We start from the raw sequence: 19,161 nt of genomic DNA, 5'->3' as shown, positions 1-19,161 counted from the left end.
TATTAAGGTTAATAATCGCTTTTAAATTTGATTTTCGTCAACTTTAGTTCCCTTTAGTGAACCCAAAAGCCAACTGCAGTTAAAGAACAATGAATTCGGTTACATTTAGCTATGTGTAGGTTGATTTCAAGTCAACATCAAGGGACAATAACTCTCAAGTTAGAGTTAACAGTAGTGGTCTATAATGAACGCATCAGCTTATAAGTCATTTAACGTCGAGTTCACTGAAGTTGATCGACAATATCTTGAGTCAAATTTTCGACTAGCGGAAACCATTGCAGACTTTATCGGTCCGCACTGCGAAGTCGTCATTCACTCGTTTGAAAGCTTTGAAAAGTCTGTGGTGAAAATTGTTAACGGACATCACACTGGTCGTGAAGTAGGATCACCAATCACAGATATGGGGTTACGTATGCTTAGCGCATTCGAAAGGACAGGAGAAGTCACCCCAAAAAGCTACTTTACTAACGGTAAGGACGGCTCACTTTTAAAGTCAACAACATGCGTGCTTGCAGGGGAAAATAGCAAACCCATTGGGCTATTCTGTATCAATATGAATTTGTCACACCCTTTCCCCGAAATTATCAAAACTTTAATGCCAGATGTTTCACTCCCTCATGTTGGTGTACATGAAAACTTTAGTTCTTCGGCTACTGACGTTATTGAGCAAGCTCTGGAACATGCCATTGAAGAAGTAAAAAATGACGCTTCGATTAATTTAAAAAGCAAAAACAAGGCGATCACTAAGATCCTATTTGATAACGGTATTTTCGAACTAAAAGAAGCTACAGGGCTAGCGTCTGAACGCTTAGGTATTACACGCCACGCAATCTATAAGTACATTCGTGAGTTCAAAGCTTAGCGGACGTTTACTCCAACTTCTAAAAGGGGTCTTACATTAAATAAGGCTCCTTTTAATTAGTTACACTAAAAACCAACTGTTGCTTATTGGGTATAGACCTAACAAAAATGACTATACTCCCAATAATAAGTCCCATTGCATCCATTCTAAGTGTCATAAGGCCTTCATCAGAAACAAAGGTTCTAACCGAGTCCTGTTAAACAATTTCCTAATATAGGAATATGAAGTAGTTTATAAAAAGAGAGGAGGAGTATTTGGACACAACTAAAGCTAGCGCCATCAAAATATGAATAAAAAATGCTACAAAGCCAAGAACGCTCAGTAGGTAGATAAAATCTCTAATACTACTGGGTAATTAGAGATGGAGAAAACCAGTAAAACCATTCTCAAAATGGTAATTGGTGGTTCCCCTTAAGTAACACCATTTTAGAGATCTAATGATTTAAACAAGGGCACGAGAAAAACTAAATAATGCTTCACCAACAACACCACATAATAACAGTTTCAAAACTGCCCTACGATTCTGCCAACTAAACCGAAAAACTTACCTTGGTTTCGTTGGTGACTATCCAAAGAAAAGAGACACTGCCAAGACGATAAATAATACTACGAATGCAATCACATAGCGCAGCCATACCAGGATCTTGCATCAATGACGCTGAGAGACAAGATTGCTAAAGAGCCCTCGTTACCCCACAACAACACAACTGAAATCGTCACAATCCATCCCTTAGCAGTGTGTGTCATGGTTAGTTGCTCTCAGCCAGTTTTGCTTCAACTTCTGGCTCTTTTTTGTGAGCAAACTTCATAAACATCATCATGGAGCCGATGACGACTGCAATGGCTAGTAATCTCATTGGCGTCACAGCTTCGCCAAGGGCGAATACTGCGAGTACGAACGAAGACAATGGCATTAAGTTCAGCGCCATACCCGTGCCGTCTACACCGACTCTTTCCATTGCATAGATATAAATCAGGTAACTGATTCCAGAAATACCAACCCCCAAAATAGTGATGCAAAGAATACGCAATGGAGAGGAGAAAATGCCTAAAGCAGAAGAGAAGTCTGCGCCAACAAAGAACAAGTAGATACCGAAGCCTATCGCTGCAAATACAAACTGATGGTACATAGTCGCAACTGAGCCATATTTCTCTGCGAGCTTAGCGCGTGCATAAGCCATCGTAGAGAAACTCGCCGCACTGGCAAAGCAGATTAAATGACCAATATTAAAGCCACTGCCTTCAACCGATGGGTCCATCACCAAAATCGCTACGCCAGCAAACGCACCAACCGCAGCTACAATTTGCAGTACAGTAAATCGCTCACCGTGACGCAAGAAACCCACGCAAAGTATGATGATTGGGATTAATCCCTGTATAACGCCATTTTCAGATGCAGTGATATAGTCCAAAGACAGAAACGACAGGAAACTAAATGCGCCCTGACCAATAATCCCACAAGAAGCAGCCCAAAAGATATCATGGCGATTTTCCCAATTTAGTTTAAAGTCGATTTTTTTCTGAGGCTTACCAATCGCGTTACTCACCTTGATAATGAAAAACAGAGTAATGAAAGCAACGGTATAACGAACCCAAACTAACACTTGAGCGTCCATAACTTCTAAGATCGGTGTTCCGACAATCCAAGGAATACCCCATAACAAACCGATAAATATGGCTGCGATCCAGCCTTTTACTGTATTACTCATTATTCTTCCCTATTGATTTAGTAATTTTCCGTAACCTGAACATTGAGCTTTCTTACCGACTAGGTGCATGGCATGCCAAAACATAGCCGAGTTGCTACAAACAACCGGGATGTTGAACTTGTCTTCGATTTCTTGGATATGATCTAGAACGCGAAGGTTGGTACAGGACATGAACACAAGGTCTGCACCTGACTGTGGCAAGATGGTTTCTAACGCCTCCAACATGGATGCTTTAGAAATCTTGGTAATGTCGGTATCTTTCTCGATCCCCAATGAGCCTAAAATGCATACCTCAAACCCAGCAGCGGTCAATTGGTTGTAGAGAGGGAAGTTCACCTCTGTTGGGTAAGGAGAAAATACGGCGATCTTGCGTGCGCCTAAGTGCCTAAATGCCGCTTGAGCGGCTGTCCATGGGTTAGTTGCAGGAATATCTCCACGATTTCTCGTGAGCAATTGTCCAACCTTTTCCTCTCCAATAATGATTGATGCAGAGGTACAGCCAAAGGCCATTACATCCATTGGCAAACCCGTGGCTATCAAATCCGATGCTTCACTGATACCAGTGGCAATTTGATCCAGCGCTTCCGGTGTCATTTCACTGCTGTAATAAACACGAGAACTAAAAACGCCCGCCTGTGTTCCCAGTAACTTTGCCCAGTCCATTTCTAACGAATGGTCAGTGCTCAGTTGAACTAACCCGATATGCACACGATCAATCCGAGGGGCTTGTGTATGCGACAACGTAATTTCCCAATCTTTAAACTCTTGTAAGGTTTCCATAATGCTTTCTCGTCTAGGTGCTTCTCCGAATATAAGACAGACAGAGAAGCACTTTGGGAGGATTAATCGATAATGATCAGTTCAGGTTCAGCACGCTCAGATAGCCATTCCGCACCATCTTCGGTAATGACGATATTTTCTTCGTGAACCATAGATTTACCCGGTGCGTAAACCATGCCTGGCTCTAGTGTCATCACCATGCCTGGCTTCAAGACCGTATTGTCTGTTGCAGTGTTTGATGGGCGCTCGGTTAGTTCCATACCCAAACCGTGACCCAAACGACCTACGTCATTACCCAATGCTCCATTCGCTTCTAAGACTTTCCACATCGCGTTGTAGATATCGGTCGTTGTCGCGCCTGGCTTCGCCGCTTCAAAACCTTTAGTCGTCGCTTCATAGGTCGCTCGGTACGCTGCCTTAGTTTGCTCACTCGCGTGGCCGAATGCCCAGTTACGGTCAAAATCGGAGAAGTAACCATCTCGAACAGCACCCGTATCAATAATCAACACATCACCCGGCTCAATAATGCGGTCTGTTGGTCCCATAATGATGCTGTCGTAACCATCAGGACCTGAGCCAGCAATAATGTATGGGCACTCATCAGCACCTTCTAGCAGCATGTCAATACGGAACTGTTTACAGATTTCACGTTCTGTCATACCGGCTTTGGCGTATTGCGGAACCTTCTTAAAGCCGACATTGGTGATGCGACAGATTTCTCGCGTCTTTTCAATTTCTGCTTGAGACTTAATTTGACGAAGTTCATGCATCTCTAGAGATACATCGACAAAATCCTTCTTAACCATGGTGGTCAGTTGCAGGTAGTTGTTAACTGGCATACGCAAGTGAGATTCAATACCTAATGTCGCTCCAACACGACCATGACGACAAGGTAATGAGTTCAAAGCACTTGCTACCAAGCTAATGCCATCGTCTTCTGGGCGAGGTGATGGCCAAGTAATAATGTTATCAATCCAAGTACCCGCCATACCGCTAGCTCCAATTTCTGGAATAATGGCAATAGGCTTACCTTCAGCTGGAACGATAACGAACCATGGGCGAGTTGGGCTATGCCAGAACTGGGTATGAAAGCCAGTAAAGTAGCGAACGTTTGGCTCTGTGGTAAAAATCATTGCATCCAACTTTTTGTCATGCATAACTTTTTGAGCGCGTTGGGTACGGTGTTCAAATTCAGATTGGTCAAATCCACGATTCAGAAAATTGTTCATTGGAACCTCTTTGCTTGTTCTTATTAGGCTTAGTTGTGGAGCAATTAAGCGTTATAGTTAATATTTGTGAACGGTACGAGGGCAGTTTACTGATATTTCAGTTAAATAATGTGACCCAAAACACAGGGTCAACCATAGTTAACCAAAATATGAATAATTTGCATTAAATCGTGATCAAAACCCCATCGCAGTGACATTTAGTTAACTTTAATATTGACCAAGTCGAATAAAAGTAGTTTTATAGTTACCAAGAGTTGATTTTATCTTGAATAAAAAAGCTACTCTCAAAATGACACACGTCAATAAAGTTAACTAAAGTTACCTAATCGGAAGTAAAGTTTGATAAAGTTAACTTCCGATGTCAGAAGTTAAAGAGGCAAGAGATTAAAAATGAAAACTAAAGTACATACTGACAATGCACCAGCAGCTATCGGCCCTTATGTTCAAGGCACTGTTTTCCAAGATTTAGTATTTACATCTGGTCAGCTTCCGTTAGATCCTAAGACGATGGCTTTTGTAGAAGGCGGCATTACGGAACAATCTCGTATGTCACTTGCAAACCTACAAGCAGTGCTAGAAGAAGCTGGCGCTTCAATGGAAACAGTGATTAAAACAACTTGCTTCCTATCTAATATGGAAGACTTTGCTGCATTCAACGAAGTGTATACTGAAGTATTTGGTACTGAAAACGCGCCTTCACGATCGTGTGTAGAGGCGGCAAGATTGCCAAAAGACGCGCTTGTTGAAGTAGAAGCGGTCGCTTACGTAATCAAATAAAATGCAACGAAAAGGTCATTCCCTCTCGATGACCTTTTCTTCTCTCAACGTTATTCATTAAGTGTGCCCTATGCTAAATCTATCTAAAAACTCATTCTTTTCTGGGAAAAAAAGCGAACTCTTTAGTGTTGAGCAAGCCAAACAAGCCCGCGCCTTTCATTCTCAGATCGACGGCTACCAACCAACACCACTTGTTTCATTGCCAGCACTAGCTACACACCTTGGTGTAAAAGCCATCTTGGTAAAAGACGAATCCAAACGCTTTGGGCTTAACGCCTTTAAAGTTCTTGGCGGCTCATACGCTCTAGGTCGTCAGTTAGCAAAACACCTTAATGTCGATATTGCAGAGATAGACCTCAAAACCGTTTCATCAAGACTGGAAGCGCCGTTGACCTTCGCAACCGCGACAGCGGGCAACCATGGTACTGGCGTCGCTTGGGCTGCTCGTGAAATGGGACAACAGGCAGTTGTTTATATGCCAAAAGGTTCGCCACAAGCGAGTGTCGATCGTATTCGTGGGCTGGGCGCGGAATGTATCGTGACCGAAGTGAACTATGACGATACCGTGCGACTAGCAAATGATACTGCTCAAGCCAACGGTTGGATGCTAGTTCAAGACACTGCTTGGGACGGTTATGAAGAAATCCCAACTTGGATCTCACAAGGCTATACGACAATGGCTGACGAAGCCGTAGAACAAATCGAGCAACTTGGTTTTGACGCGCCTAGCCATGTCATTCTACAAGCTGGTGTCGGAGCGATGGCCGGTGGCGTATTAGGTTACTTAGCAGATAGACTGGACCCAACTAAGTTTGACACTATCATCGCAGAGCCAAAAGCCGCTGATTGCATCTATCGCTCTGGTACAAGTGAAGCAGGCAATATAATTAACGTGACCGGTGATCTTAGCTCTATTATGGCAGGTCTAGCTTGTGGTGAACCGAACCCTGTTACATGGCCAGTTTTGAGAGATTGCAGTCGCTACTTCATCGCCTTAGAGGACAATGTCGCTGCAACAGGTATGCGAATGTACGGTAACCCGCTAACTGGCGATAAAGCGATCACCAGCGGAGAGTCAGGTGCGATTACTCTTGGAGCACTGAACGAAATCGTCAAAAACAATGGTAACGTCGGTCTCAATGAAGACTCTGTTGTGCTGTTATTCAGTACTGAAGGGGATACCAACCCTGAACGTTATCGCCGCATCGTTTGGGAAGGTGCATTCTCGGTATAATTACCGTTTAGTTCCCCCTTCTAAGTTAAGAGATTCTCTTCATTGAGGTTCCTCTCAGATTAGACACTTTTCCTCAACAGAAAAGTGTCTAATTTTTAGGTAACATATGTAGTAAAGTGTTTAAGCTAGGTTATTGAATGGTAGAGCGAGTGCTTGAGACCTGGTCAATAAAAGGAATTTTTCGCACAAGGATTGGAGGTTAACTAATTAGTTTTAGTGGGAAAAACTCTCGCTCCTAACTCGAATACAATTTTAACTCTTAATACGCATATTGCTTTAGAAAATCACTTGCATTTAACTTAATGTCAATGGTTAAGTTCAATAGTGCAAGTGGTATCAGAGCGTTTTCAAGGTTCTGATTCGTCATACTTCTTCAAGCTTAAATGATCTTTTGTGCCACTGCATTTGCCTGAAGATAACCTTTTTTATGCAGGTCTCCTCTTCAATGCTATTAGTCAACATAGGGTCTGGCTTTCAACTAAAACTATTCTGGTCGAGAGCACTGTCGATTAAGATGCATTGAAATATCCATAGACAAAAATAAATCAGTATCTTTGTTAATTTAGCAAATCACGAATAACCACGGGTATTACAAAGTGAACTGTTAAGAGCTAGCACGATGAATAAAATAGCGCTAGCTAAAAAGGAATTGTAGTGCGCATTAAGTGCAATTATGGTGTATAGATTGAAGCATCCAGTTATTCAGGTTAATTATTATTTTTTAGACCTATTTTTTAAATAAATTAATTTACAAGCACTCTATTTCTAATAATGTGAAGCGCATCAACCGTATAATCGAAAGTGGTTTATGATACTAGTAACCTCTACTACTACTTTTTTATTTTATAATGGTATAATTATCAATTATTTATTTCCATTATACAATTTCATGTAGTTTCACTTCACCTAAAGCGAAAGAAAAATATCGAACTTTCCCATAGATCTGTTCTGTGACTCTCTACTAAAAAGCTAACTTTTAGATACTGTAGTGTTTCTCTAATGCTGACAACCATTTAGGGAAGAGAAGACATGTTGAACACCATCAAAAGCACCAAAACTATGTTGTTGCTATCCAGTGCAGTTTTAGCCTCTTATCATGCGAATGCCAACGAAGAGATGAAAGTACTTACACCAATGAAAGATGGCGTACCTGACAAAGTTTATACGCAAAACCACCCCCAAATAACCATATCAACTTATAACATTGCAGCAGCCCGTGTTGGTACCTTAGATGACATAGCAGAGGGCATTAAAACGTTGAATTCCGACATCACGGCAATCATAGAAATAGACAAAAAAACCAAGCGCAGCGGTAATGTTGATCAGCTTGCGCTATTAAAGGAAAAAACCAATCTTCATGGCGAGTTTGCTAAAACGATTAACTTTGATGGTGGTGAATATGGCGTAGCGGTTATGTCCAAGTACCCTATTTTAAAGACAGAGTCGATTCAAATTCCATCAGGAGATGAACAACTAGTTCTTTACGCTGCCGAGATAAAAATACCTTCTTTTGATAGCCCTATCCTATTTTTGGTCGCACACTACGACTGGTATGCAGACCCTAAAATACGCGTCGAAGAATCTTATGCCATTAACAACTATATTCTAGGCAACAGTGACTCACTATTTAAGAATATTAGCTCTCGAATAGTCATTCTGGCGGGTGATTTCAATGCAGTACCAAGTGATGAGTCTATGTTTGAGCTATCGAAATACTGGAACCTAGTCGAGAAAGACACTTTAGATATCCGTACTTGGCCAACAGATAACCCAATCATTGGCATAGATCATATACTCACGTCAAACGCGCAAAAATGGCAAGTTATGGACTTAGCAATTCCTCAACAAGACAAAGCTAGTTGGGCAATACGCAGTGACCATCTACCTGTGACTGCCAAACTAAAATTACTTGAACAATAATAATTTCATAATTCTAATAATTGAAATTTACAATGGATATAAAGAGGGTGAGTACTTTAACTCATCCCTTTATAACTTTTTAATATTTACAACATCTTAGCAAAATTCAGCTATCTACGAACGTAGTTTTTTGCCGAAACCAATAATGACTAACTACATCTATTGAATCTACCTGCAAAGCCCATCCCGACTCGTCTCTATAGTTTTGCCATGCCTGATGCATCAATCGCCAAAGTTCACGTTCAGCGTCTTGACTAGAGTTAGGTTGTGCTCCCCCCAGTTCAACATCAGCATTCAAGTTTTCAATAGCAACAAAATCATCACAAGCGTTTTTAAATGAAGTCGGTGTCATTGCTTTTCCAACACCAATGACATGGTTCTCCGACTCTCTCAATCTCGTGGCAAGACTTGTAAAGTCACTATCACTGGAGATCAGAGCAAAAGAACACTTGTTAGTTTATTCACAGTACTTCTCCTCAGCGGGAAGCAATGCACTAACGGAACCATCTAGCAAATGATTATAAGCAAGATAAGCCATGGTTCTCGCTTTAGTGTTGTATGTTAGTGCTGTGATTGTTTTTGACGTATCGATTGAATCATCCACTGGAATACCGACAAAATCTTTGCATGCGATGACTTTATCGTATTCGTCACCTATCACCATGGCTTTGTCAATATTAGCCCCAGTCTTTTCACTCCAATCGTAATATAGGTTTTTCTGAGTTTGACGTGCATCTTGCTTCAATGCATTACGCACTGGCTCTGACACTTCTAACGCATTGATGAATGCCTCAATATCGTCGCGTATTCCGTCCTTGTTTTCATCACGACCAGTCAGGGAGTCGCTTCTGTCTAGTGTGTAATCAAATTTTCGATATAGCAGAGCAAATTGGTCATCAATTGTAGGCTGAGCTTTAAGTTCTTCAGCAAGCTCCGGTGTTTTTTTAAAACTCTGATATTGGCTATTGTGATTTGGCGCTGAAGGCGTGGTGTTTTGCTGGTTACAGCCAGAGAGAACAAGCAGAGCGAGTAGCGATATTTTTTTCATATGCATAATCCATGTTTTTTATGGATATTACATCTGTGCTTTACGGATAGACCAATTGCGTTTTGTTATACCGAGTAAACAACTGGCAACTTAATTCTCTAAATATTTATGCCTTTATCTTGAAACCAAAACGCCCTTAACCTAAGCGAAGGACATTTTTTAAATTGTTTAAGCTTAACTAAACTCATTGTTAGGCATAATAATTTGAGGACATTAACAACAAATAATTTCTTTCCAGAGGCTGTCGCATAACACATCTAAGGAAATTTCAGTCTAATATACTATTGAAAAAAGGAAGGCTCCTGTTAACGGTAAATATAATAGAAAGCCGCTCCAATGAACTGACGTCTCATTTTTGACAACAAATCCAAATTGAGCACTATCTTGCCTTAGACAATATTGTCAGTTCTGTTTTCGGCATATAGCATGCCAGAAGCAAACTATATGCATATCAATAGTTTGGATATGCTTAGAGGTTTACTATCGTTAACACACCTCAGTTTTCTGTTAGTTTTTACACTTTCAGCTTTTGGCTTGGAGAACAAAATGTTTAGAAAGAAAACGGTTCAGCTGTTCCCTCCAGTGACTGGAAAACTTACCAACAATGGCTCTCCCTTACATGGTGTTAAAGTAAAAAGAAGCTATGAATTTATCGATGTTACCGATGGTGAAATACATGACTACACGACAACTGACAGTGAGGGACGCTTTAGTTTTCCTGAGTTAACCATGCAATCACGCCATGCCGACAATCCCTTTGCTACCAATGTTATCTGGCAAGGTATTCGTATTGAAAGTGATGATCCAAGCAATGCTGAAGATGATGAAATCTACCTATGGGATGCGAACTCTCGAGGGGTTACACATAATGCTTACTTTGTAGAGATGTTATCTGCTCTAAATTGCGATCTATCGAATAGTGAAGAAGTGATTTATGTGTATAACTCAAAATACCCCAGTGGCGTAATTGTATACCCTATAGTCAGCATTTGTAGATGGCCTAAACGATCTGAAATTGAAAAAAGAAAAGCCGCAGACATTGAAGAGTTTGATGAGCTTAAAAATTTGGATAAGTACGGAAATATTAATGGATTAATTTAGGGGATAAAAATGACAATACTTCCTCCAAGATTAACCTCTGAGCCAACTAATTTTTTCCATTCTATTATTGAATAAAAAACGAAGAATTGCGCTCTTACTTCACATACAAAAACATTTCTAAACTCATTGTTGGACATAATCATTTGAGGACATTAACAACAAATAACTTCTGTCCAGAGGCTGTCGCATAACGCATCTAAGGAGGTTTCAGTCTAATAAACGATTGAAAAAATGAAGGTTCCTGTTAACGGTAAATATAATAGCAAGCCGCTCCAATGAACTGACGTCTCATTTTTGACAACAAATCCAAATTGATCACTATCTTGCCTTAGACAATATTGCCAGTTCTGTTTTCGGCATATAGCATGCCAGAGACAAACCATATGCATATCAATAGTTTGGCAATGCTTAGAGGTTTACTATCGTTAACACACCTCAGTTTTCTGTTAGTTTTTACACTTTCAGATTTTGGCTTGGAGAACAAAATGTTTAGAAAGAAAACGGTTCAGCTGTTCCCTCCAGTGACTGGAAAACTTACCAACAATGGTTCCCCCTTACCTGGTGTTAAATTAAAAAGAAGCTATGAATTTATCGATGTTACCGATGATGAAATACATGATTACACGACAACTGACAATGAGGGACGCTTTAGTTTTCCAGAGTTAACCATGCAATCACGCCATGCCGACAATCCCTTTACTACCAATGTTATTTGGCAAGGTATTCGTATTGATAGTGATGATCCAAGTAATGCTGAAGATGATGAAGTCTACCTTTGGAGTGCAAACTCTCGAGGGGTTACACATAATGCTTACTTTGTAGAGATGTTATCTGCTCTAAATTGCGATCTATCGAATAGTGAAGAAGTGATTTATGTGTATAACTCAAATTACCCCAGTGGCGTAATTGAATACCCTATAAGTAGTATTTGCAGATGGCCTAAGCGAGCTGAGATTGAAAAAAGAAAAGCCGCAGACATTGAAGAGTTTGGTGAGCTTAAAAATTTGGATAAGTACGGAAATATTAATGGATTAATTTAGGGAATAAAAGTGGTAATACTTCCTCCAAGGTTAACCTCTGATCCAACTAATTTTTTCCATTCTATTATTGAATAAGAAACGAAGAATTGCGCTCTTACTTCACATACAAAAACATTTCTAAACTCAAAATAGGGAAATTAGAAAAGTCTTGGCTATAACTTCAATAAAACGCTCAATCGTTTATATCGAGGCGCCAATGAGGCTGTTAAGCGTTTTTATGATTAACAACTTCAACCTGTTTTTATGGAAAACGGGGTCCAATAACTAAGTTGACTCTATCCAACAAAAACGCCCTTCACTCAGATGAAGGGCGTTTGTTATTTGAGGTTTAGTTCGTTGGTTAAAGCACTAAACCACCGTCAATCTTGAGCACTTGTCCTGTAATGTAAGCGCTCTTGTCGGAGGTGAGGAAGGACACACCATTAGCGATGTCTTGTACTGACCCCATTCGACCTAATGGGGTTTTGCCTTCCATCATTTCAATAACTTTTTCTGGTAGGTTTTTGGTCATGTCGGTGGCGATAAAACCTGGCGCGACACAATTGACGCGGATCTGTGCCCCCTTTCTCGATAGCTCTTTCGCCCAGCCTTTGCTCATTGAAATAACGCCGCCTTTACTTGCGCCATAGTTGCTCTGACCGATATTGCCATCCGTTCCCACGATAGAAGAAATGCTTACAATACTGCCCTCCCCCTGCTCTAGCATAACAGGGGCAACACGTTGAGTTAGTAAGAATACGGCTTTTAAGTTCACGTCGATAACGCTTTCCCAATCTTGCTCTAGCATGTCTGGCAGCAATGCATCACGAGTAATGCCGGCGTTATTAACCAGCGCATCAATTCTGCCATGCTGTTTTACGATACTATCTACCACTTCGCTAACGGTTGCGGCATCGCACAAATTGACTTGATAACTGCTTAACTGCGCTGACTGGCTCCATTCCACAGGCGATATATCCAGCCCGACTACGTGGAATCCATCCTCCAGTAATTGCTCACAAATAGCTTGGCCAATACCACGAGCCGCACCAGTGACTACTGCTACTTTTTCCGGTTTCATCTTGGTCTTCCTTAAATGTTGAGATTACAAATTCGCTGTTATCCCTAGCGTTTGTTGTTTTTATGCTTAGTCGCGTTACAGCTGCGCTTCTCGTACGCAGGGTCTTTCATAAACTATAGAAACAGTCTGGGAGTCGGATGTGAACTAATCAAGACATCTTGATGATGGTTTGCCAAATAATGCGTTTCCGTCACTGTTCTATCGATGTTGCTGCGTAACAAATGCGCTTTTTGTTGAATAAGCAGCCTTTCACTTAAAGCTCACCCATTTAATTCTTAGATTATGCAGCAAAGTCACAATAAACCTGTGGGTATTACATTCTTGTTATCAAAAATCTGGATTACGATTTTAAAGATACAGCGTGCTTTTAAACATGGATGCGAGAAAGACGCCTCACCTGACAAAGATAACAATACCTACGGGAGATAAAATGAATCAGGCTTACATAGATGCAGCAAGAACGCTGCAACAGTGCACATTTGGGCCATCCCAACGTGACATTAATGACCTCGTTCAATCAGGAAGCATTGAAAACTGGGTCGCTCAACAAACACTTATCCCTTCTTCATCTTGGCTTACTCACTTTGAACAAGATGAGTTGAATGTTCCCGACTTAGGACAGGGCTTGTATTACGCCAGCAGTTGGACGCGCATGACGGTGGAAGGCAACGATATTCTGCGTCAACGCATCGGTTATACCCTTTCTCAACTGTTTGTCGTGAGCGTAAAAGACCCAGCATTTAGTGCAGCGTCTAAGCGTCGTTACATGTGTAATTACTTCGATGGGCTGCTCGATAACGCTTTTGCGAACTTCCGTGATGTGATTCGCTTTGTATCGAAATCGCCAATCATGGGCGAATACCTAACCTTTGTAAACAACGTTTCTAATGAGCTCACTGCACCAGATGAAAACTACGCGCGAGAGCTGTTGCAGTTATTCACTCTTGGTCCTGTCAAGCTGCGCAATAACGGTGAAGTCCGTTTGGATGCCGAAGGTAACGAAATAGCATCTTACACCCAAGTAGATATTGAACAACTGGCCCGCGTGTTTACCGGCTGGAAGTTCATTGATATCCGCGGTAATGACAAATACAGCCAACCGATGTTGCCACGCGGCGAGCATGACATGGGCGAAAAACGTATTCTTGGTAAAACCTTCCCCGCCGGTGTAGGTACAGAGGATGAGCTGGAAGCAGTGATTGAGCATTTGATGAAACAGAACACACTCTACACTTTTGTAACCAAGTTCTTCATCAATAAGCTTGTGACCAGTAACCCGAGAGCGGGCTACATTCGCCGTGTCCGCCGGGCATTTAAACGCTCTGATGGCGACATGCAAACTCTAGTAGTTGCGATTTTAACTGACAAAGACGCCCTGCGTTCTGGTAACTCAGTGGGCAAATTGCGTGACCCGCTATCTGTCTTTACTCATGCGATGCGCGCTCTGCATGTGAAGCGTCGTGACGGTGTGATGATGTGGCCAAAACAATTCAATTGGTATAGTCGAACGCTGCCTTTATCTGCCCCATCTGTGTTTTATTACTATCAACCTGATGACGCGCCAAATCATCCTGATTTTAATGGTTTGGTGGCACCCGAGTTTAATGTGTATCAATGGCATGACATTTACCAATACGGGATTCAGTTCCGTGAGTTGATTGCTCGCTTCGAACAGGAAAACAAAGATTGGTACATGGATGAAACCTTGTTCACCCGTTACCTTGCGTTTGATGATGAAGGGGTTGTTGATTACCTCAACGAGCATTTGTTCGCTTTCCAAATGAGTGAGCAAGCGCGCCAATGCTATCTCGATTACCTCGCTCAGTGCCCGGGACGCAAACCGGAATGGCGCAAAGAGATTAAGAATCTCGTCATGAACGCACTGCTTTCACCAGAATTCATCACACAGGGGTAAACATCATGAACTTAACTCGACGTCGATTTTTACAAGCAAGTTCCGCCGGTGTGGGTATTTCTGCGCTGAACCTAGCGGCATTTCCTGCCTTTGCTGACTCGTTTAGTCAATGCCAAAACGGATATCGCGCCGTTGTCGGTATTGACCTTGCAGGCGGTAATGATGGCTACAACATGCTTATTCCAACGGCAGCCAATGCCAACGCTCAATATCGCGCCCTACGTGGCAATTTGGCTTTGGATGAAACTACGTGTATTTACCTAGATGCCGTGAACGACACCGCAAAGCTGGCGCTCAACCCTGCCATGGCGGCGCTCAAACCTTACTGGGACAGCGCGAACCTTGTACCTGTGATTAACCTAGGACCACTGACTCAACGCGTAAACAACGTGATATATGGCGAAAGTACGCGACCAGCGCATCTGTTCAGCCACTCGCATCAATCCACCATGGTTCAGTCTCATGCGACCAAGTCTCTATCGAAAGAAGGCTTTGGTGCAAAGACATCCACCGAGCTAGGTACCATGCTGCGCAATCTAAACGAACTATCGCCAATGTTTGATATTGGCGGTACGCAGGTGTGGACAAATTGTATTGAAGCACAATCCAACTCGGTGGGATCTCAACCTCCAAGCGATATTTTTAATGATCAACGTTCACGCGACTTGTTCGATCAACTGCAAAGTACCGGCAGTTACAGCAATATTTTTCAATCGCATTACGCAGGAGTCGCGGTAGATTCCACCAGAATGTATGAGCAGTTTAGTTCGATTCTGAATTCCGAGATCACCGATGTTTTCCCTGAAACACGAATCGGTAAGCAATTGAAAGCGGTGTTCAAGCTGATTCTGCATAAAGATCAATTCCAACATCCTGCTCAGTACTTCAGTTGTAAGTTGGGAGGATTTGATACTCACTCAGCACAAATCAATCGTCAAACTGGTTTGTTGCAAGAGTTGGCAGAAGCAATGGCAGCGTTCCAATTAGCATTACAAAACAATGGGTTGTTTGAGCAAGTGACGACATTTACTCACTCTGAGTTTGGTCGAACTCTGATTCCAAACGGCACCGATGGCACGGATCACGGCTGGGCAAGTCACGCCTTAGTCATGGGCGGTGATGTAGCAGGAAAAGCAATTGTGGGTGAGTACCCGGATTTATCTGAACATAGTCCGTATTTGCTTTCTCGTGGGCGTGTTATTCCCACCATTTCTTCAGATCAATTGCATGCAAGTTTGATGGCGTGGTTGGGCTTATCGGAAACCGGAATCAATCAATTATTCCCTGCGTTGGATAACACTTTGACAGATTCGATTCAGCCTCAAATTCTCCCTATTTTCAAATCTTGCTAAAATAGAAACAGATAGAGTGGCTAATTGGTCTATAAACGAAGACTGATCAGGCGTTACTAATAAGAAAAAGCAGTGCTAAACAAAAGGCTCCGTGAATGCGGAGCCTTTTTATCATTGCGCGATATGCTCTTGACCTTTGCAAGCAGATTGCGATTTGAGCAACCAAGGTTGCAGCAAAAGATTGAACAACATACCTGCGATAAACAAGGTGATGACAATACTCGCCCCACTTGGTAAATCGTAACGAGCCGAAACAGCAATGCCCGATAGTATTCCGACAATACCAATGCTGATACTCGCAATAAAGAACCGAATCCCTTTCAATGCTGCGGCGCACAAAGCCGGAATCACCAACAACGCAAATTCTAAGTAAATCCCCGTGAGCTTGACCGTAATCGGCATCAAGATAGCAAAGATAAGATAGAAGCCACTGCCCAGCATAAACTCAGGCTTGAACCATACCAACAGCAGCATCGCTGCGGTTATCAAAGCCAAAGGCCAAACGTCCGCCCACGTTGCCCACAACAACTGACCATTAAGGATGCCTTGAATGAAGTCACCGCCATGTGGGTCTTTGCTCACGAGCAAAATCGCCAGCGATGCGGATACTACAAACAGGCTGCCGATCATCGGCTCTAAATGCTGTTGGTATCGCTTCTCCATTACAGCGATCAGACCACAAAGCAATAACGACATCACCCAAGGACCAACCATCTCACCAAAGAAGGAGCCTGAAAACAGTGCGTATTGGTTCAACCAATAATGGCTGAGCGCAGCTCCCAAAGCGGCAACTTGTGCCACCGCCAAATCAATAAAGATGATCTGTCGATTGAGAACTTGTTGCCCAAGAACCACATTGCCAACCAGAGCAATTAAGCCGCACAACACCGCTGGCAATAACCATGCATACTCAGCCATGGTTTAGATCTTCACCGGAATGGGCTGCACGAGCACGTCCAATAAATCGTCGATAACTTGATCGTACATTTCATCCAAGCTTTCACCTTTAGAAACCGTCAGTGGCAGTTGAATCACAGGTTTGTTTGTATGCTGCTGTAACCAATTTGCTGGACGCTGATCTTGGTGAGATGAGTAAACAATCGCATCAAAACTATTGGCATCTAACTTGGTGAGTGATTGCAGGTGAGATGTGGTTGGCGAGATACCCGGTTTTGGCTCTAAGTCAGCAATTTGCTCCATGCCAAGCCAATCGTACAAATAACGATAAGTCGCATGATATCCCACCACTTGCTTCCCTTTTAATGGCGCGGCTTTTTCATTCCATTCATTGAGTTTTTTACGCCAATGCGCACGAAACTTCATGCCATTAAACTGGTACGTTTGCGCATTATCTGGATCGATGGTTTTCAAACGCTCGGTGATCGTATGTGAGAGTGGAATCATATCGTTGGCTGCAAACTGCACGTGCGGATTGCCATGGGCGTGAATGTCCCCCATGCTACGGTCGACGTGGTCATGAGTATCTAACATTCGAACGAAATCCGTTGCGTAAATCATACTCGGTGCGCCGTTTTGTACCGCAGCATTGCTACTGCGTACTTGCAACATGGGTAGCCACCCTACTTCCAACTCGGCGCCGGAACACATTGCCATATCAGCTTGGCGCATCTTAGCAATTAGAGAAGGGCGAGCTTGGACGTAATGCGGATCTTGCTTTACTGTGGTCGCAGAATAGATGGTGGCGTCTGGTGCGTGGCTTTCGAGCAAGGCTTTCCATTCTGGCTCACAAACGAAGATGTTGAGAGCCAAAGCAGGCGAAGAGATGATGGCAGCCCCCGCCGCCATCATCGCTAAACTGCATTGAGTCAGTGTCAGCTTAGAACGCATGTGCACCGTGCGCTCCAAATGTCATAACGTATTGCAGAGTAAATACGTTATCTGTTTCGCTGTCTTGGTTATCGATACGAGTGTATTGCGCACGGATAGTACCAAAGTGAGAAGAATCCCACGCGATCATCGCATCCATCTCTTTATCATTCAGTGCAGTGAAGTGCATATGGTCGCCGTGAGCATGACCATCGTAGCTTTCTGCTTCACCGTAACGTAGACCTGCTGACCAGCTTGGGTTAAATCGGTAAACACCTGATACGTAGTATGCGCTTAGGTTATCTGGCGACTCCGCATCATCTTTAAACTTGCTGTCTACCACGCCGTCCAACAACATGTATTCCGCTGATAGTGTCAAGTTGCTGTATTTGTAATTACCATCTGGAGCCCATTTCCATACGAAATCTGCACCGTAAAGGTTTGCACCAGTAACTGCTGCACTATGATTATGGTCGTGACCATGCTCCTCTTCGTGACCATGACCGTGGTCGTGATCTTCGAACTCTTTCACTTTCCCGTTTTCGTTACGCAGGTAGCTTAAACCAAACTGCCAGCTAGACGACTCAGAGAAATCATTACCTAGTTTCAGCGTAGAAGTATAAACGCCTACTTTGGAGCCTTCTTCAACAGAAGACATCTTGCTACCACTTAACGCTTCAACGCCAAATTTCACGTACAGATCCGTTGGCAACACAATGTTTGCGCGTACACCATCATCGTAGTAGTGCGAGCCTAGGAATGTGCGGTAAGCAATCGGACGCTCCACAAAGCTGTCAGTGTGCATGTGTTGATTGTTCAGGTAACCAAAATCAGACAGGAATCGACCAGCACGAACATTGAGACCGTATGGAAGTGCCAGTGTCTCGACAAAAGCTTCTTCAAGCATCAATTCTGTTTCATCGCCATGGCTTTCTAATACTGCTGTTAGCGCACCGTGGAATTTGTCATCAATGTTTGCAGACATGTTCAACTCAGTGTGACCAAGACCAAAACCTTCTTCACGCTCTGAGTTATGACGTTGGCCATCTTGATAGTAACCGTCTAGCACTACGCCAATCTGAGGGTTCGAAAGCGTATCGGCAAAAACTGGGGAAACAAACAAGCTACCAACCGCTAAAGAGACCAATTTCTTATTCACTACGTTTTTCCTTATTTTGTTATGTTATAACACCATTCAATATTTCGCGAATGTTATAACATAACAAAGAGTAAAAAAAGCGAAGCATGTAACAATTTGTAAAATTAACTTATGTGTAAATTATCAATAATAATCATAAGGTTAACCG

16 protein-coding genes and 1 pseudogene are annotated in these 19,161 nt (G+C 42.6%); 8 read left to right on the top strand and 9 right to left on the bottom strand.

What is annotated here, in order from left to right; translation table 11 throughout:
• The first annotated feature begins 184 nt into the window (after positions 1-184).
• Positions 185-862 carry a helix-turn-helix transcriptional regulator gene (locus OH459_RS05820; RefSeq protein WP_029865711.1) on the top strand — a complete coding sequence of 226 codons (678 nt, stop codon included), beginning with the start codon at positions 185-187 and terminating at the stop codon, positions 860-862.
• Positions 863-1,611: 749 nt separating this feature from the next.
• Here the strand turns inward: OH459_RS05820 and OH459_RS05815 are convergent.
• From OH459_RS05815 to OH459_RS05805, 3 genes are all read right to left on the bottom strand, one after another.
• Complete coding sequence (locus OH459_RS05815) at positions 1,612-2,571, bottom strand: DMT family transporter (protein ID WP_050902263.1); 960 nt, start codon at positions 2,569-2,571, stop codon at positions 1,612-1,614.
• Between the two features lie 9 nt (positions 2,572-2,580).
• The gene (locus OH459_RS05810; RefSeq protein ID WP_050908610.1) at positions 2,581-3,351 is read right to left on the bottom strand and encodes a maleate cis-trans isomerase family protein; all 771 of its coding nucleotides are present in this window, start codon (positions 3,349-3,351) and stop codon (positions 2,581-2,583) included.
• Between the two features lie 62 nt (positions 3,352-3,413).
• Positions 3,414-4,580, bottom strand: coding sequence for a M24 family metallopeptidase (locus OH459_RS05805; protein ID WP_050903773.1), 1,167 nt, complete (start codon positions 4,578-4,580; stop codon positions 3,414-3,416).
• 390 nt (positions 4,581-4,970) lie between these two features.
• Between OH459_RS05805 and OH459_RS05800 the strand changes: the two genes are divergently transcribed.
• From OH459_RS05800 to OH459_RS05790, 3 genes are all read left to right on the top strand, one after another.
• Complete coding sequence (locus OH459_RS05800; RefSeq protein ID WP_050903772.1) at positions 4,971-5,357, top strand: RidA family protein; 387 nt, start codon at positions 4,971-4,973, stop codon at positions 5,355-5,357.
• 70 nt (positions 5,358-5,427) lie between these two features.
• Positions 5,428-6,591, top strand: coding sequence for a diaminopropionate ammonia-lyase (gene dpaL, locus OH459_RS05795; protein ID WP_050907473.1), 1,164 nt, complete (start codon positions 5,428-5,430; stop codon positions 6,589-6,591).
• A gap of 1,029 nt (positions 6,592-7,620) precedes the next feature.
• The gene (locus OH459_RS05790; protein WP_053053913.1) at positions 7,621-8,511 is read left to right on the top strand and encodes an endonuclease/exonuclease/phosphatase family protein; all 891 of its coding nucleotides are present in this window, start codon (positions 7,621-7,623) and stop codon (positions 8,509-8,511) included.
• A 178-nt stretch (positions 8,512-8,689) separates the two neighbouring features.
• Here OH459_RS05790 and OH459_RS05785 read toward each other — a convergent pair.
• A pseudogene (locus tag OH459_RS05785) lies at positions 8,690-8,956 on the bottom strand (NYN domain-containing protein); the annotation flags it as partial.
• Between the two features lie 12 nt (positions 8,957-8,968).
• A complete protein-coding gene (locus OH459_RS05780) occupies positions 8,969-9,559 on the bottom strand; it encodes a hypothetical protein (protein ID WP_050903596.1) in 591 nt (196 codons plus the stop codon).
• Between the two features lie 426 nt (positions 9,560-9,985).
• Here OH459_RS05780 and OH459_RS05775 point away from each other — a divergent pair, with 426 nt between their 5' ends.
• A complete protein-coding gene (locus OH459_RS05775; protein WP_269986031.1) occupies positions 9,986-10,660 on the top strand; it encodes a carboxypeptidase-like regulatory domain-containing protein in 675 nt (224 codons plus the stop codon).
• Positions 10,661-11,025: 365 nt separating this feature from the next.
• Positions 11,026-11,700 carry a carboxypeptidase-like regulatory domain-containing protein gene (locus tag OH459_RS05770; RefSeq protein ID WP_269986030.1) on the top strand — a complete coding sequence of 225 codons (675 nt, stop codon included), beginning with the start codon at positions 11,026-11,028 and terminating at the stop codon, positions 11,698-11,700.
• 340 nt (positions 11,701-12,040) lie between these two features.
• Here OH459_RS05770 and OH459_RS05765 read toward each other — a convergent pair whose 3' ends face one another.
• Positions 12,041-12,760 carry a beta-ketoacyl-ACP reductase gene (locus tag OH459_RS05765; protein ID WP_269986029.1) on the bottom strand — a complete coding sequence of 240 codons (720 nt, stop codon included), beginning with the start codon at positions 12,758-12,760 and terminating at the stop codon, positions 12,041-12,043.
• 430 nt (positions 12,761-13,190) lie between these two features.
• Here OH459_RS05765 and OH459_RS05760 point away from each other — a divergent pair, with 430 nt between their 5' ends.
• Both OH459_RS05760 and OH459_RS05755 read left to right on the top strand, forming a co-directional pair.
• Positions 13,191-14,675, top strand: a complete 1,485-nt coding sequence (locus OH459_RS05760) for a DUF1800 family protein (RefSeq protein WP_269986028.1) — start codon at positions 13,191-13,193, stop codon at positions 14,673-14,675.
• A 5-nt stretch (positions 14,676-14,680) separates the two neighbouring features.
• Positions 14,681-16,027 carry a DUF1501 domain-containing protein gene (locus OH459_RS05755; RefSeq protein WP_269986027.1) on the top strand — a complete coding sequence of 449 codons (1,347 nt, stop codon included), beginning with the start codon at positions 14,681-14,683 and terminating at the stop codon, positions 16,025-16,027.
• Between the two features lie 111 nt (positions 16,028-16,138).
• Here the strand turns inward: OH459_RS05755 and OH459_RS05750 are convergent, their stop codons facing one another.
• Genes OH459_RS05750 through OH459_RS05740 form a run of 3 tightly spaced genes read right to left on the bottom strand, consistent with a single transcriptional unit; the run spans position 16,139 to position 19,013 of the window.
• A complete protein-coding gene (locus tag OH459_RS05750; protein WP_017189559.1) occupies positions 16,139-16,945 on the bottom strand; it encodes a metal ABC transporter permease in 807 nt (268 codons plus the stop codon).
• A 3-nt stretch (positions 16,946-16,948) separates the two neighbouring features.
• Positions 16,949-17,875 (bottom strand): metal ABC transporter solute-binding protein, Zn/Mn family, encoded by a 927-nt coding sequence (locus OH459_RS05745; RefSeq protein ID WP_269986026.1) that lies wholly within the window; start codon positions 17,873-17,875, stop codon positions 16,949-16,951.
• The gene (locus tag OH459_RS05740) at positions 17,865-19,013 is read right to left on the bottom strand and encodes a hypothetical protein (protein ID WP_269986025.1); all 1,149 of its coding nucleotides are present in this window, start codon (positions 19,011-19,013) and stop codon (positions 17,865-17,867) included. The genes OH459_RS05745 and OH459_RS05740 overlap by 11 nt, the downstream gene beginning before the upstream one ends.
• Positions 19,014-19,161: the final 148 nt, after the last annotated feature.

This window comes from Vibrio sp. MM46 (assembly GCF_027587135.1).
In the GTDB taxonomy this organism is placed as follows: Bacteria; Pseudomonadota; Gammaproteobacteria; order Enterobacterales; family Vibrionaceae; genus Vibrio; species Vibrio harveyi.
The sequence above is the reverse complement of the archived record's forward strand: the minus strand, read 5'-3'. Positions and strand labels throughout refer to the sequence as shown.

Bases quoted from the DNA above. Each gene is read 5' to 3' on its own strand.
- dpaL (WP_050907473.1), top strand. From the start codon at position 5,428: ATGCTAAATCTATCTAAAAACTCATTCTTTTCTGGGAAAAAAAGCGAA.
- OH459_RS05800 (WP_050903772.1), top strand. From the start codon at position 4,971: ATGAAAACTAAAGTACATACTGACAATGCACCAGCAGCTATCGGCCCT.
- OH459_RS05810 (WP_050908610.1), bottom strand. From the start codon at position 3,351: ATGGAAACCTTACAAGAGTTTAAAGATTGGGAAATTACGTTGTCGCAT.
- OH459_RS05805 (WP_050903773.1), bottom strand. From the start codon at position 4,580: ATGAACAATTTTCTGAATCGTGGATTTGACCAATCTGAATTTGAACAC.
- OH459_RS05820 (WP_029865711.1), top strand. From the start codon at position 185: ATGAACGCATCAGCTTATAAGTCATTTAACGTCGAGTTCACTGAAGTT.
- OH459_RS05745 (WP_269986026.1), bottom strand. From the start codon at position 17,875: ATGCGTTCTAAGCTGACACTGACTCAATGCAGTTTAGCGATGATGGCG.
- OH459_RS05770 (WP_269986030.1), top strand. From the start codon at position 11,026: ATGCCAGAGACAAACCATATGCATATCAATAGTTTGGCAATGCTTAGA.
- OH459_RS05765 (WP_269986029.1), bottom strand. From the start codon at position 12,760: ATGAAACCGGAAAAAGTAGCAGTAGTCACTGGTGCGGCTCGTGGTATT.
- OH459_RS05780 (WP_050903596.1), bottom strand. From the start codon at position 9,559: ATGAAAAAAATATCGCTACTCGCTCTGCTTGTTCTCTCTGGCTGTAAC.
- OH459_RS05760 (WP_269986028.1), top strand. From the start codon at position 13,191: ATGAATCAGGCTTACATAGATGCAGCAAGAACGCTGCAACAGTGCACA.
- OH459_RS05790 (WP_053053913.1), top strand. From the start codon at position 7,621: ATGTTGAACACCATCAAAAGCACCAAAACTATGTTGTTGCTATCCAGT.
- OH459_RS05750 (WP_017189559.1), bottom strand. From the start codon at position 16,945: ATGGCTGAGTATGCATGGTTATTGCCAGCGGTGTTGTGCGGCTTAATT.
- OH459_RS05755 (WP_269986027.1), top strand. From the start codon at position 14,681: ATGAACTTAACTCGACGTCGATTTTTACAAGCAAGTTCCGCCGGTGTG.
- OH459_RS05815 (WP_050902263.1), bottom strand. From the start codon at position 2,571: ATGAGTAATACAGTAAAAGGCTGGATCGCAGCCATATTTATCGGTTTG.
- OH459_RS05775 (WP_269986031.1), top strand. From the start codon at position 9,986: ATGCCAGAAGCAAACTATATGCATATCAATAGTTTGGATATGCTTAGA.